The 13,812-nt window shown below is 56.0% G+C and carries 9 protein-coding genes, 1 rRNA gene and 1 other annotated feature; of the genes, 3 read left to right on the top strand and 7 right to left on the bottom strand.

All coding sequences use genetic code 11. The annotated features are described in order from the left end of the window. Window positions 1–192 precede the first annotated feature (192 nt). The gene (locus tag C0560_RS01430) at window positions 193–333 is read left to right on the top strand and encodes a hypothetical protein (protein ID WP_248859478.1); all 141 of its coding nucleotides are present in this window, start codon (window positions 193–195) and stop codon (window positions 331–333) included. A gap of 3 nt (window positions 334–336) precedes the next feature. Then, entirely contained in the window at window positions 337–624 is a 288-nt protein-coding gene (locus C0560_RS01425; protein ID WP_248859476.1) for an addiction module antidote protein, read from the top strand. On the opposite strand, the gene C0560_RS01420 is transcribed toward C0560_RS01425, so the two are convergent. Together C0560_RS01420 and metH are read right to left on the bottom strand one after the other, a co-directional pair. Continuing rightward, a complete protein-coding gene (locus tag C0560_RS01420) occupies window positions 621–2,252 on the bottom strand; it encodes a Na/Pi cotransporter family protein (protein ID WP_100778085.1) in 1,632 nt (543 codons plus the stop codon). The two genes, C0560_RS01425 and C0560_RS01420, sit on opposite strands and share 4 nt — an antisense overlap. A 175-nt stretch (window positions 2,253–2,427) precedes the next feature. Further along, window positions 2,428–6,111 (bottom strand): methionine synthase, encoded by a 3,684-nt coding sequence (gene metH, locus C0560_RS01415; RefSeq protein ID WP_107702472.1) that lies wholly within the window; start codon window positions 6,109–6,111, stop codon window positions 2,428–2,430. A gap of 194 nt (window positions 6,112–6,305) precedes the next feature. Here metH and iclR point away from each other — a divergent pair, with 194 nt between their 5' ends. Next, window positions 6,306–7,130 (top strand): glyoxylate bypass operon transcriptional repressor IclR, encoded by an 825-nt coding sequence (gene iclR / locus C0560_RS01410; RefSeq protein WP_123429852.1) that lies wholly within the window; start codon window positions 6,306–6,308, stop codon window positions 7,128–7,130. A gap of 46 nt (window positions 7,131–7,176) precedes the next feature. Here iclR and aceK read toward each other — a convergent pair whose 3' ends face one another. The 5 genes from aceK to rrf form a co-directional block, all read right to left on the bottom strand. Next, complete coding sequence (gene aceK / locus C0560_RS01405) at window positions 7,177–8,904, bottom strand: bifunctional isocitrate dehydrogenase kinase/phosphatase (RefSeq protein WP_181827165.1); 1,728 nt, start codon at window positions 8,902–8,904, stop codon at window positions 7,177–7,179. Between the two features lie 49 nt (window positions 8,905–8,953). Beyond that, window positions 8,954–10,258 (bottom strand): isocitrate lyase, encoded by a 1,305-nt coding sequence (gene aceA / locus C0560_RS01400; RefSeq protein ID WP_123429917.1) that lies wholly within the window; start codon window positions 10,256–10,258, stop codon window positions 8,954–8,956. Window positions 10,259–10,393: 135 nt separating this feature from the next. After that, the gene (gene aceB / locus C0560_RS01395; protein ID WP_248859474.1) at window positions 10,394–11,995 is read right to left on the bottom strand and encodes a malate synthase A; all 1,602 of its coding nucleotides are present in this window, start codon (window positions 11,993–11,995) and stop codon (window positions 10,394–10,396) included. Between the two features lie 271 nt (window positions 11,996–12,266). Continuing rightward, on the bottom strand, window positions 12,267–13,196 hold the full coding sequence (metA, locus tag C0560_RS01390) for a homoserine O-succinyltransferase (RefSeq protein WP_100778090.1): 930 nt from the start codon (window positions 13,194–13,196) through the stop codon (window positions 12,267–12,269). Window positions 13,197–13,388: 192 nt separating this feature from the next. Next, window positions 13,389–13,504 (bottom strand): 5S ribosomal RNA (gene rrf / locus C0560_RS01385). Between the two features lie 109 nt (window positions 13,505–13,613). Then, window positions 13,614–13,695: a sequence feature (23S ribosomal RNA rRNA prediction is too short), on the bottom strand. Between the last annotated feature and the right edge of the window lie 117 nt (window positions 13,696–13,812).

The following is a 13,812-nucleotide window of genomic DNA, read 5'->3' as shown; positions in this document are numbered from 1 at the left end:
CTCCTTAATGGGCGAAATATACCTTAGGTTTGGGCTGGTAAAAAGATTAGCCGGTAAAAACTGACTTTCACTTTTCCGCCTTGCGAGGCGGCTTCAGGATCTGCGTTTCGGCCATTTATCAGATGACGATTTTCTTCTAATTTCACGCCATGAGTTCATTCGGGATGTAGTTTAAAAAATACATGGAGTAGTATGAAGGAAATCGTTCAGACACCCTCTTTCCGCAGCTGGGAGCAAAACCTAAAAGATAAAAGGCTCAAGACGCTCATTGCCGCACGCCTTTTTCGTTTAGCCAACGGTTTGCCAGATCGCTTGAACCCAATGAGTTTATAAGCCATGAATAAATTTACGCTGTACGATCCCGCCAGTGCGCTTGTCGATGATGATGAAATCGCTGTGTTTATGGCTGATGCATTTGAAACCGGAGACGCCGCTTATATAGCAAAAGCGTTGGGTGTCATTGCCCGGGCAAAGGGGATGAGCCAAATAGCCGCTCAGACGGGTTTATCTCGTGAACAACTCTATCGTTCATTCAGCGATAAAGGCAACCCAACGCTCAAAACCACGTTAACGGTCATGCAAGCGCTGGGTCTCTCTTTAACGATTAAAAGTGCGCACGATTAATACTCATCCCTTTCATCATCTTCATCCGGCTGTTCCATGACGCTGTAGGCCACCGAGCAGAACAGGGAGTTGAGACGTTTCATGTCGCCAAGCAGCCCCAGGTGCAGGGAGCTGGTTTCGATACTTTGCACGTTTTGCTGATGCAGACGGTCAACGTGTGCGTGGGAGTATCGGCGGTTGAGGATGCGGAAGCGATGCTTATTGCGGCGCAAACGGCGAGCGCTGGGCACGTCGCCGGAGAAGAAGACCGACATGGCCAGCTGCAGGTTACTGAGTAATTGATCGTGCAGCGCATCCAGTTCAGCAACCCCTTCCAGCGAAAACGCCCGACGGGCGGCCAGCGATTTGTCGGCGATCTCACTGCCCATACGCTCGACGATATCGGATGCCTGCTCAAGGTTGAGGGACATCTCGATGATCTCGGCCCAGCGGCGGGATTCCTCTTCCGCCAGCTCGTCTTGCGGCATACGCGCAAGATAGAGTTTGATGGCGGTGTAAAGCACGTTGATATCATCGGCCAGTTTGCGCAGCTCTTTCTCCTCGCGAGGCTCGCCGTGCATTACTTTCTTCAGTCCATCCAGCATGGTTTCCATCGCGTCGCCCATACGCAGGGTTTCGCGGGCAGCATTGGCCAGCGCCAGCGCCGGGGTATCCAGCGCCGAGGTGTCGAGGTGCTTCGGCTTCAAGCGGGCGTCCAGCTCAGGCTCATCGCGGATCATGCGTTTGCAGAACCGCGCCATTGGACCGGCGAACGGCACCATCGCCAGACAGCGCACCAGGTTGTAGAAGACGTGGAAGTAGATCACCAGCTCAGCTTTCGGCAGCGGCAGGTTATCCATCAGATTCGCCAGCGGATGAACAAACGGCAGGATTATCAGGCTGCCCACCAGCTTAAAGAGCAAACTCCCCAGCGCCACGCGACGGGCCGCAGCATTTGCGCCGCTATTGTTGAGCATCGCCAGCAGACCCGAGCCGAGGTTCGCGCCGATCACCAGGCACAGCGCCACCGGGAAGGAGATCGCCCCTGCGGTGGTCAGGGTGGCAGTCAACAGCACGGCCGCCAGACTGGAGTAACTGATGATGGCAAACACCGCGCCAATCAGCGCGTCGAGCATGATGTCGCCCGTCAGCGAGGCGAAAATCACCTGCACACCGTTGGCCTGGGTGATCGGCGTAACCGCCTGCACGATCAGCTCCAGCGCCAGCAGAATCAGCCCGAGACCAATCCCCACGCGCCCCAGCTGTCCTTCGCGGGTCTGTTTACGGCCAAGGAAGAAGATGACGCCGATGAAGATCAGCAGCGGTGACAGCCAGGAGAGATCGAAGGTCAGGATACGCGCCATCAGCGCGGTCCCGACGTCGGCACCCAGTACAATCACCAGCGCCGGTGTCAGCGCCACCAGATCTTGCGCCACAAACGATGTGACGAGCATGGTGGTGGCATTACTGCTTTGCACGAGGGCGGTGACGCCGATCCCCGCGCAGAAGGCGAGCGGCTTCTTCTCAACGCTGCGGCTGAGGACGGTGCGTAAGCGCGCGCCAAAGACGCGCATCACGCCGGTACGAACAATGTGCGTGCCCCAGACCAGCAGGGCGACGGCCGATAGCAGGTGTAACAACGTCAGCACGGAAGTGGGTTCTCCTTATTGTTATCGATTCCTGAAGCCTATGCCTGAAACGCCGGATAGCGCGTAGCTTATCCGGCCTACGATGAGGCTGAGCTTGCTTAAGTATAAGGGTTTAAACGCAATAAAGAGACAGGGCGCCCGATGAGCGCCCTGTTAGTTGTAAGGAAAAGTGACGTTAATCAGCGTCGTAGCCCAGATTCGGGGCCAGCCAGCGTTCTACTTCTGAGACACTCATCCCTTTGCGCAGGGCATAGTCTTCCACCTGATCGCGCTGGATTTGCGCCACCGCGTAGTATTTGCTGTCAGGATGGCTGAAATACCAGCCCGAGACGGACGCGCCCGGCCACATGGCGTAGGATTCGGTAAGCTTCATGCCCGTATGGGTTTCCACATCCAGCAACTGCCAGATGGTGCCCTTTTCCGTGTGCTCCGGACAGGCCGGATAGCCTGGCGCCGGACGAATCCCCTGGTAGTTCTCGCGAATCAGCTCCTCGTTGCTGAGGTTTTCATTTGCCGCGTAACCCCAGTGGACTTTACGCACCCGCTCATGCAGGTATTCAGCGAAGGCTTCTGCCAGGCGGTCAGCAATCGCTTTCACCATGATTTTGTTGTAGTCATCGTGCTGTGCTTCGTAAGCCTCGGCGAGAGCATCCTCTTCCAGTCCGCCGGTAACGGCGAACGCGCCGATGTAGTCCGCTTTGCCGCTGAGTTTTGGCGCAACGAAATCGGCCAGGCAGTAGTTGGCAAACCCGACCTTCTCGGTTTGCTGGCGCAGATGACGGCTCACCGCCAGCACGTTAGTACGGGTTTCATCGCGATAAATTTCGATGTCATCCCCGACGCGGTTCGCCGGGAACAGCCCCACGACGCCGCGCGGATTGAGGCTCTTTTCAGCGCTGAGCTGGTCGAGAAGATCGTTGGCGTCTTTAAAGAGGCGCTGCGCCTCTTCACCGACCACCTCATCTTCAAGAATGCGCGGGTATTTTCCCGCCAGCGACCAGGTCATGAAGAACGGCGTCCAGTCGATGTAATTACGCAGGGTTTCGATGTTCGCCGTGACCGCCTGCACGCCCAGGCGATGCGCCACCGGCGGTGTGTAACTTGCCCAGTCGAAGGCCAGATCGTTTTCCCGCGCGGCGGCCAGCGTCACTGGCGGAGTGCGCGGTTTTTTGCGGCCATGCTGGATACGAACGGTGTCGTACTCTTTGCGGGTTTTCGCGACAAAATCATCACGCTGAGTCGCAGAGAGCAAGGCCGACACCACCCCCACGGTGCGTGAGGCGTTCTGTACGTAGACCGTCGGCCCGCTGTAGTTCTGCTCGATTTTCACCGCAGTGTGCGCTTTTGAGGTCGTCGCACCGCCAATCAGCAGCGGAATGGTAAAGCCCTGGCGCTCCATCTCCTTCGCCACGTTGACCATTTCGTCCAGCGAAGGCGTGATAAGCCCGGAAAGGCCGATTAAATCCGCATTCACTTCGCGCGCGGTTTTGAGAATTTTGTCTGCCGGAACCATCACGCCGAGGTCGATGATTTCGTAGTTATTGCACTGCAGCACCACGCCGACGATATTTTTGCCGATATCGTGGACGTCGCCTTTGACGGTGGCGATCACCATCTTGCCGTTGGTCTGCCCTTTTTCTTTGCTGGCCTCAATGTAGGGTTCGAGATAGGCCACCGCCTGTTTCATGACGCGCGCGGATTTGACCACCTGCGGCAGGAACATTTTGCCCTCGCCAAACAGGTCGCCGACCACATTCATCCCGTCCATCAGCGGCCCTTCGATCACCTCAATCGGGCGAGCGGAGAGCTGGCGGGCCTCTTCGGTATCCAGCTCGATAAATTCGGTAATGCCTTTGACCAGCGAGTATTCCAGACGCTTTTTCACGTCCCACGAGCGCCACTCGGCCTGCTGAACCTGGGCGCTTTCGTCGCTTTTACTGCCGCGATATTTCTCCGCCAGCTCCAGCATCCGTTCAGTGGAGTCGTCGCGGCGGTTGAGGATTACGTCTTCCACGGCGTCGCGCAGCTCGGCGGGCAGGTCGTCATAAATCGCCAGCTGTCCGGCGTTGACGATCCCCATGTCCATGCCGTTACGAATGGCGTAGTAGAGGAACACGGCGTGAATGGCTTCACGAACCGGATCGTTACCGCGGAACGAGAATGAAACGTTGGAGACACCGCCGGAGATCAGCGCATGCGGCAGCTCGCGTTTGATATCCTCGCAGGCGCCGATAAAGTCCTGTGCGTAGTTGTTGTGCTCTTCGATACCCGTCGCGACGGCAAAGATATTGGGGTCGAAAATGATGTCTTCTGGCGGGAAACCGACCTCTTCCGTCAGGATCTTGTACGCGCGGCGGCAAATCTCAATCTTGCGTTCGCGGGTATCGGCCTGGCCGACTTCGTCAAATGCCATCACCACCACGGCCGCGCCATAGCGGCGCACCCGTTTTGCGTGATGAATGAACGGCTCCACGCCCTCTTTCATCGAGATAGAGTTGACGATGCCTTTGCCCTGAATGCACTTCAGCCCTTTTTCGATGACGTCCCACTTTGAGGAGTCAATCATGATCGGCACGCGGGCAATGTCCGGCTCACCGGCAATCAGATTCAGGAAACGCACCATCGCCGCTTCGGCGTCGAGCATCCCTTCGTCCATGTTGATATCGATGATCTGCGCGCCGCTTTCCACCTGCTGGCGGGCAACGTCCAGCGCTTCGCTGTATTTTTCTTCTTTGATTAACCGCTTGAACTTAGCGGAACCGGTGACGTTAGTACGTTCACCGACGTTCACAAACAGGCTGTCATCAGCGATGGTCAGCGGTTCAAGGCCCGCCAGACGACAGGCCACCGGCAGCGTCGGTAACGGGCGCGGCGGCAAGCCTGCGACGGCATTGCTCATGGCAGCGATATGTTCCGGCGTGGTGCCGCAGCAGCCGCCGACGATGTTCAGGAAACCTGACTCTGCCCACTCCCGAATTTGCGCGGCCATCGTCGTTGCATCGAGATCGTATTCGCCAAAGGCATTTGGCAGGCCGGCGTTCGGGTGCGCCGTGACGTAGCACTCGGCGATGCGGGAGAGTTCCTGCACGTACTGGCGCAGTTCATCCGGGCCGAGGGCACAGTTGAGGCCAAACGTGAGGGCATCCGCGTGGCGCAGGGAGTTGTAAAACGCTTCCGTCGTCTGACCGGAAAGGGTGCGCCCGGAGGCATCCGTAATGGTGCCCGAGACCATAATCGGCAGATCGACGCCCAGCGCTTCCATCTCTTCCTTCACCGCAAAAATCGCAGCTTTCGCGTTGAGCGTGTCGAACACCGTTTCGATCATGATCAGATCGCAGCCCCCTTCCACCAGCGCTTTGGTGGATTCACGATAGGCTTCGACCAGCTGATCAAAAGTCACGTTACGGAAGGCCGGATCGTTCACATCCGGTGAAATAGAGGCGGTACGGTTGGTGGGGCCAAGCACCCCGGCGACGTAGCGCGGTTTGTCCGGCGTGCGGGCCGTCCATGCATCGGCGCAGGCGCGCGCCAGCCTGGCGGCCTCAAAATTGATTTCTGCCGACAGGGATTCCATCTGGTAATCCGCCATGGCGATGGTTGTCGAGTTGAAGGTATTGGTTTCGACGATGTCCGCGCCCGCCTCAAAATAGGCGTTATGAATGGCCGCGATGACATCCGGTTTACTCAGCACCAGCAGGTCATTATTGCCTTTCAGGTCGCAAGGCCAGTCGGCGAAACGCTCGCCGCGAAAATCGTCTTCACTCAGACGATAGCTCTGGATCATGGTGCCCATGCCACCGTCCAGCACCAGAATTCGTTCATTTAACTGCGCACGCAGTTGATCTACTTTGCTGCTCACACTCGCTCCCGACAACGCTCAACAAGGCCAAAAGGCCAGCAGTCCATACTGGCATAATCTCGCAGGGTGGAGAAGTCACGCAGCGTTAACATGAGACATGTTCACTATCACTCCTCCGATCAGTCAGGATAACGGTTGCAAATTCACCAAATAAAACGAAAATGATTTCCACGATACAGAAAAAGGATTCCGTCATGGTCGCTACCGTTCCCGCAAAACGCGGCAGAAAACCTGCTGCCACCACCGCGCCGCCAGGCGGACAAGTTCAGTCGCTCACACGCGGATTAAAGCTGCTGGAATGGATCGCGGAATCCCACAGCAGCGTGGCTCTGACCGAGCTGGCGCAGCAGGCAGGTCTGCCGAACTCCACCACGCACCGTCTGTTAAGCACTATGCAGCAGTTGGGCTTTGTCCGTCAGGTGGGTGAACTGGGCCACTGGTCCGTCGGTGCCCATGCGTTTATCGTCGGCAGCAGCTTTTTGCAGAGCCGTAATCTGCTGGCGATTGTGCATCCGATCCTGCGCAAACTGATGGAAGACTCTGGCGAGACGGTCAACCTGGCGGTGCTCGATCAAAGCGACCATCAGGCGATTATCATTGACCAGGTGCAGTGTACGCAGCTGATGCGTATGTCCGCACCCATTGGCGGTAAGCTGCCGATGCATGCGTCGGGGGCGGGGAAAGCCTTTCTGTCGCAGCTCAGCGAGGAACAAGTCACTGGCCTGCTGCACCGCAAAGGGCTGCATGCCTATACGCATGCCACGCTGGTTTCCCCGCTGCATCTGAAAGATGATTTGGCCCAGACGCGCAAGCGCGGCTATTCGTTCGATGATGAAGAACATGCGCTGGGTCTGCGCTGTATCGCGGCGTGTATTTTTGATGAGCACCGCGAACCGTTCGCCGCAATCTCCATTTCTGGGCCGATCTCGCGCGTGACCGATGACCGCGTCACCGAGCTGGGGGCGCTGGTCATCAAAGCGGCGAAGGAAGTGACGCTGGCGTATGGTGGGATTCGCTAACCTTGAATGCGGCCTGCTCCCCTCTCCCGTTAAGAGAGGGGAAACACTACATTGACCACCGCACGCTAAAACGCTGCCGCCTGCGGTAGGCGTACACATCTTCAACGTAACCATTTTTGATGCGCGTTTGCAGACCGCGCCAGTAGTCGGCGTGGAACAGATCCTCGTGCATCTCTGCAAATAACGGCCCGATGCGCGGGTCGGCACAGAGCCAGTGGCGAAACTCCTCCGGGAAGACATCGCCCGGCGAGACGCTGTACCACGGCTCGCTGGCCAGTTCATCTTCCGGATAGCGCGCAGCCGGGATATCGCGGAAATTTACCTCGGTCATGTAGCAGATTTCATCGTAATCGTAGAACACCACCCGCCCGTGGCGCGTCACGCCAAAGTTTTTAAACAGCATATCGCCGGGAAAAATATTGGCCGCTGCGAGCTGGCGGATCGCGTTGCCGTACTCTTCAATCGCATCACGCAGCGCCTGGCCGTCCACCTGCTCCAGCCAGATATTAAGCGGAACCATTCGGCGTTCGATGTAAAGATGGCTGATGGCAATCTTATCGCCCAGATCGGTGATTTTGCCCGGCGCTTCCTGCATCAGCAGGGTCATTAGCGCTGGCGCGATCTGCCGTTTATCCAGCACAAAGTTTTCGAACTCCTGAGTGTCGGCCATGCGCCCCACGCGGTCGTGCTCTTTGACCAGCTGATAGCAGGCGCGAACGTGCGCCGCCGTCATCTCTTTCTGCGGCGCGAATTTATCTTTGATGACCTTAAACACACGATCAAAACCCGGCAGCGTGAAGACCAGCATCACCATCCCGCGGATTCCGGGCGCTTCGATGAACTGCTCGTCGCTACTGCTGATGTAGTGCAGGTATTCGCGATAGCTCTCAGTTTTCGCGTGCTTCTGGCAGCCAATCGCCATATACAGCTCAGCGGTGGTTTTGACCGGCAGCAGCTCGCGCAGCCACTCCACCAACGCGGCGGGGTGTGGCGCATAAACCATGAAATAGGAGCGGGCGAAACCGAAGACAATGCTCGCCTCGGCGCTGGTTGTCAGGCAGGCGTCGACAAAAAGCTCGCCGTCATCCGTACGATGGATCGGCAACAGAAAGGGAATGGTGGCCGTGGGGGTGAGCAACTTCCCGACCAGCCAGGCGGCTTTATTGCGGAAAAACAGTTCGTTAGCCACCTGTAAATGGCTGCGTTGTAAAACGTCGGTGCCGAAAGCGTCCGTCAGATGGGCGATGATATAGCCCACGTCGCGCGTCTTGTTTTGCCATGGCAAACGCAGCGGTAAATCCGAGAGCATTTTGCTTAACAGACTTTCCCAGCCATGTTCGGGGAAGAAATCCTTCGCCAGCGGGCGCGGGATGGTGCGAAAGCGACGCTCAGGCTGAGAGCTGAAAATAAATAACCGCTCAGGAGATAACGAGCGGTGGTCAAATAACCGGCAATAGACGGAGTTGAAAAAGCTCTCCGCAATCTCGAAGCGCGGGTAATCCGGCAACAGATGGGTGTAGTGCTCTTTTACGCGGAGCAGAAAATCGGCGTCGGGGCTTTTACCATCGGTGATGCAGCGCAACTGCTCGACCACCAGACCCACGTGATGATCGTAAAGATGGATACGCTGTTTCATCGCCTGCTGTACGGCGTGCCAGTCGGCGTGTTCGAAGCGCTGCTGCGCGCCTGAAGTCACTTCCAGAAAACGGCCATACTGCGCGTCGAAGCCCTGCAGGATGGTTTGTGCAATCAGTAACTCCAGGCCACGCGACATAGGCTCCCCTCATCCCGGCCCTCTCCCCAGCGGGGAGAGGGGGAAAACATCAGAACTGTGATTCTTCAGTCGAACCGGTCAACGCCGTAACCGATGAGGCGCCGCCCTGAATGATCGTCGTGACGTTATCGAAATAGCCTGTGCCCACTTCCTGCTGGTGAGAGGCGAAGGTGTAGCCCTCTTTGCTGGCCGCAAACTCTGGCTGCTGCACTTTTTCCACGTAGTGCTTCATGCCCTCACCCTGTGCGTAGGCGTGGGCCAGATCGAACATGTTGAACCACATGCTGTGGATACCCGCGAGGGTGATGAACTGGTATTTGTAGCCCATCTCAGAGAGCTGCTGCTGGAAGCTGGCGATGGTTTTATCATCCAGATTCTTCTGCCAGTTGAACGACGGCGAGCAGTTGTACGCCAGCAGTTTGCCTGGATATTTAGCATGGATTGCATCGGCAAAGCGTTTTGCCAGCGCCAGGTCCGGCGTGGAAGTTTCGCACCACACCAGGTCGGCATACGGGGCGTAGGCCAGACCGCGGCTGATAGCCTGCTCGATACCCGCATGCGTACGGTAGAACCCTTCGCTGGTGCGCTCACCGGTAATGAATTCGCTGTCGTAAGGGTCGCAGTCAGAGGTAATCAGATCCGCCGCATCCGCATCGGTACGGGCGATAACCAGGGTCGGCACGCCCAGAACATCCGCCGCCAGACGCGCGGCGACCAGTTTCTGGATCGCTTCTTGCGTCGGCACCAGCACTTTGCCGCCCATATGGCCGCACTTCTTCACGGACGCGAGCTGATCTTCAAAGTGGACCGCCGCTGCACCGGCTTCAATCATTGATTTCATCAACTCAAACGCATTAAGTACGCCGCCAAAACCTGCTTCGGCATCTGCCACGATAGGCAGGAAGTAATCCACGAAACGCGGATCGTTTGGCTCAATGCCGGACGCCCACTGGATCTGATCCGCACGACGGAAAGTGTTATTGATCCGATCGACCACCGAGGGTACGGAGTTGGCCGGATAGAGCGACTGATCCGGATACATGCTGGAGGCCAGGTTAGCGTCGGCCGCCACCTGCCAGCCGGAGAGATAGACCGCTTCAATCCCCGCTTTCGCCTGTTGCAATGCCTGGCCACCGGTCAACGCACCGAGGCTGTTGATATACCCTTTTTTCGATTCGCCGTGCAGCAGACGCCACATTTTTGCGGCACCGAGCTGCGCCAGCGTGCATTCCGGGTTGACCGAACCGCGCAGTTTCACCACTTCCTCTGCGCTGTACGGGCGGTTGATGCCTTCCCAGCGCGGTTGAGTCCACTCTTTTTGTATTTCTTCGATTTGTTGGGTACGGGTTTTCATGTGCAGATGCTCCATATTATCGTCCTGGCTTCCCAGGCGTTATTGGTGAAGGCAGTTTGGTCACGGCCAGCGCTAGAACCAAAGGGATTCAGAGCACTGCCTGGGCCAAAATGGCGAACAAAATAGCCTGGGTAGTTAGGCCAGCAGGCGATAGCCGGGCAAAGTAAGGAAGTCGATTAATTCTTCAGACGTCGTGATTTGCTCCATCAAGCGCGCGGCATCGTCAAAACGGCCACTGCTGAAGCGGTGTTCGCCCAGCTCGTCCTGAATCACCCGCATCTCTTCCGCAAGCATCTGGCGGAACAGGGATTTAGTGACCGGTTTGCCGTTACTGAGCGCTTTCTGGTGGTGGATCCACTGCCAGATGGAGGTTCGGGAGATCTCCGCCGTGGCGGCATCTTCCATCAGGCCGTAAATCGGGACGCAGCCATTGCCCGAGATCCATGCTTCGATGTACTGCACCGCAACGCGAATATTGGCGCGCATGCCTGCTTCAGTTCGCTCGCCCTCGCACGGCATCAGCAGCTCTTCAGCTGAGACAGGTGCGTCGTCTTCGCGGGTAACGAAAAGCTGATTTTTGTTCTCACCCAGCACACTGTTGAAGACCTCCATCGCCGTGTCCGCCAGGCCCGGGTGAGCAACCCAGGTGCCATCGTGGCCGTTGCGGGCTTCCAGCTCTTTATCCGCCTTCACTTTGGTCAGCACCTGATTATTGCGCTCGGCGTCTTTGCTCGGAATAAAGGCCGCCATCCCCCCCATCGCGAACGCGCCGCGTTTATGGCAGGTCTTGATCAGCAGGCGTGAGTAGGCACTCAGGAAAGGCTTGTCCATAGTGACCGCCTGGCGATCGGGCAGCACGCGGTCTGGATGATTTTTCAGGGTTTTGATGTAGCTGAAGATGTAATCCCAGCGCCCACAATTCAGGCCGACGATGTGGTCGCGCAGGGCGTGCAGGATTTCATCCATCTGGAACACTGCCGGCAGCGTTTCGATCAGCAGGGTGGCTTTGATGGTGCCGCGCGGCAGATTGAAACGATCTTCCGCGTAGCTGAATACCTCGCTCCACCAGGCCGCTTCCTGCCATGACTGCGTTTTTGGCAGGTAGAAATAAGGGCCACTCCCTTTTGCCAGCAGGCTTTTATGGTTGTGGAAGAAGTAGAGCGCAAAATCAAACAGGCTGCCGGGAATGGCTTCGTTGCGCCATGTAACGTGTTTTTCAGGCAGATGCAGGCCGCGCACACGGCAAATCAGGACGGCCGGATTGGGTTTCAGCTGATAGATTTTTCCGGCTTCATTGGTGTAGCTGATAGTGCCATTGACCGCATCGCGCAGGTTAATTTGCCCCTCGATCACTTTACGCCAGTCTGGCGCCAGTGAATCTTCGAAGTCAGCCATGAACACTTTTACATTGGCATTCATAGCGTTAATCACCATTTTACGCTCAACCGGACCGGTGATTTCGACACGACGATCCTGTAAATCCTGCGGAATACCACGGATTTTCCAGGTTGAGTTACGAATGGAAGCAGTTTCCGAAATGAAGTCTGGAAGCTTACCGTTATCGATGTCCTGCTGTTGCTGAATACGAGCCGCCAGCAGTTTATTGCGCTTCGGTGCAAAGCGCGTCACCAGCTCAGCCAAAAACTCGACGGCGTCTGGCGTCAGAACCTGCTGTTCCAGCTCACCATAGGGCTGGTTAAACGTCAGTTCATCGGTAGTCGTTGCCTGTTGATTCATTTCTCTGCTCCTCATCAAAGATCCAAAAATGCGTCCCCCACTGCGAGCGAAAGATCGTTGTGTGGTTTTCGCTCAGCAGATTTAAGACTATCCATTATTTTTCTAAAATCAAAAACAATTTCCATTTTAATTAAATATTGTTCTTATCTTATTGATTAGGAAGAGATTAAAAATTATTTAACGGATGAAGGGTTTTTCGGAAATAAAAAAGGCACCCGAAGGTGCCTGATCTGGAATGCTGAAACGCTTTAGGATCGTTCTGCGCAGAGGATTAATCTAACGTCGGATTCATGTGGCGCAGATCGTATGGCGTGATCTGATAGACGTAATAGTTGAGCCAGTTAGTAAACAGCAAATTGCCATGGCTGCGCCAGGTTGCTCGTGGCGTGTTTTGCGGATCGTTTTTCGGGAAATAGTTGTACGGCACTTCCGGGGTTAACCCCGCTTCCACATCGCGGAAAAATTCGCTGGCCAGGGTATGCGCATCGTATTCCGGATGTCCCGTCACAAAGGCGATACGTTTGTCTTTGCTGGCGAACAGATAGGCGTCGCCATCTTCCGTTTCGGCCAGGATCTCGAGATCCGTGTAATCACGAATCAGCGCGGCCGGGAAATCTGCGTAGCGCGAGTGAGGTGCGAGGAAAGAGTCGTCAAAACCTCGCGTCAGCAACGCATGAGGATGGAGAATGTGGTGTTCGTAGACGCCAGACAGCTTTTCCGTGCGGGTTTGCTTCGGGATGCCGTAGAGAATATTCAGTGCCGCTTGTACCGCCCAACAGACAAAGAGCGTTGAGGTGACGTGATCTTTGGCCCACTCGAGTACCTGCTTGATCTGCGGCCAGTAGGCCACGTCGTTGAACTCAACCAGGCCCAGCGGTGCACCCGTGACGATCAGACCATCGAAGTTATCGTTGCGGATATCTTCGAAGTTGCAGTAGAAGTTATTCAGATGCTCGGACGGTGTGTTGCGCGATTCACGGGCATCGACGCGCAGCAGCTGGATGTCCACCTGTAGCGGGGAGTTGGAGAGCAAGCGCAGGAACTGGTTTTCCGTCTCAATCTTTTTGGGCATCAGGTTGAGGATGAGAACCTTAAGTGGACGAATTTCCTGACCTGTCGCGCGCGAGGCCTTCATCACAAAGACATTCTCTTCACGCAAGAAATTAACGGCTGGCAGCTCGTCCTGCACCCTAATCGGCATAACCTTATATCCTCACAGCATACGTATAAACGTTTAGACATCCAGATAGCTGACAATACCCAGGAATCGTGCGAATGTCGAGTCTGTAAGAGGAAGGTGAGAAATTTTCACGGAGGGAAACAGAGGCATAAACAAGAAAGGACAAAAACGCAAAGAGGCCATCCTTGCGGATGGCCTCTTCACTTAATTAATGCCTGGCAGTTCCCTACTCTCACATGGGGAGACCCCACACTACCATCGGCGCTACGGCGTTTCACTTCTGAGTTCGGCATGGGGTCAGGTGGGACCACCGCGCTAAAGCCGCCAGGCAAATTCTGTATCAACACGCATTCCTGCGNATNAATTAATCTGTATCAGCTGAAAATCGACTGTCTCTGCTTCGCCAAAACATCTTCGGCGTTGTAAGGTTAAGCCTCACGGTTCATTAGTACTGGTTAGCTCAATACATCGCTGCACTTACACACCCAGCCTATCAACGTCGTAGTCTTCAACGTTCCTTCAGGACNCTNAANGNGTCAGGGAGAACTCATCTCGGGGCAAGTTTCGTGCTTAGATGCTTTCAGCACTTATCTTTTCCGCATTTAGCTACCGGGCAATGCCATTGGCATGACAACCC

Source organism: Lelliottia sp. AC1 (assembly GCF_023278595.1).
In the GTDB taxonomy this organism is placed as follows: Bacteria; Pseudomonadota; Gammaproteobacteria; order Enterobacterales; family Enterobacteriaceae; genus Enterobacter; species Enterobacter nimipressuralis.
The sequence above is the reverse complement of the archived record's forward strand: the minus strand, read 5'-3'. Positions and strand labels throughout refer to the sequence as shown.

What these genes read in the sequence shown, in the direction of transcription:
- metA (WP_100778090.1), bottom strand. Translation starts at nt 13,196, where the DNA reads ATGCCGATTAGGGTGCAGGACGAGCTGCCAGCCGTTAATTTCTTGCGT.
- aceB (WP_248859474.1), bottom strand. Translation starts at nt 11,995, where the DNA reads ATGAATCAACAGGCAACGACTACCGATGAACTGACGTTTAACCAGCCC.
- C0560_RS01430 (WP_248859478.1), top strand. Translation starts at nt 193, where the DNA reads ATGAAGGAAATCGTTCAGACACCCTCTTTCCGCAGCTGGGAGCAAAAC.
- iclR (WP_123429852.1), top strand. Translation starts at nt 6,306, where the DNA reads ATGGTCGCTACCGTTCCCGCAAAACGCGGCAGAAAACCTGCTGCCACC.
- aceK (WP_181827165.1), bottom strand. Translation starts at nt 8,904, where the DNA reads ATGTCGCGTGGCCTGGAGTTACTGATTGCACAAACCATCCTGCAGGGC.
- aceA (WP_123429917.1), bottom strand. Translation starts at nt 10,258, where the DNA reads ATGAAAACCCGTACCCAACAAATCGAAGAAATACAAAAAGAGTGGACT.
- C0560_RS01425 (WP_248859476.1), top strand. Translation starts at nt 337, where the DNA reads ATGAATAAATTTACGCTGTACGATCCCGCCAGTGCGCTTGTCGATGAT.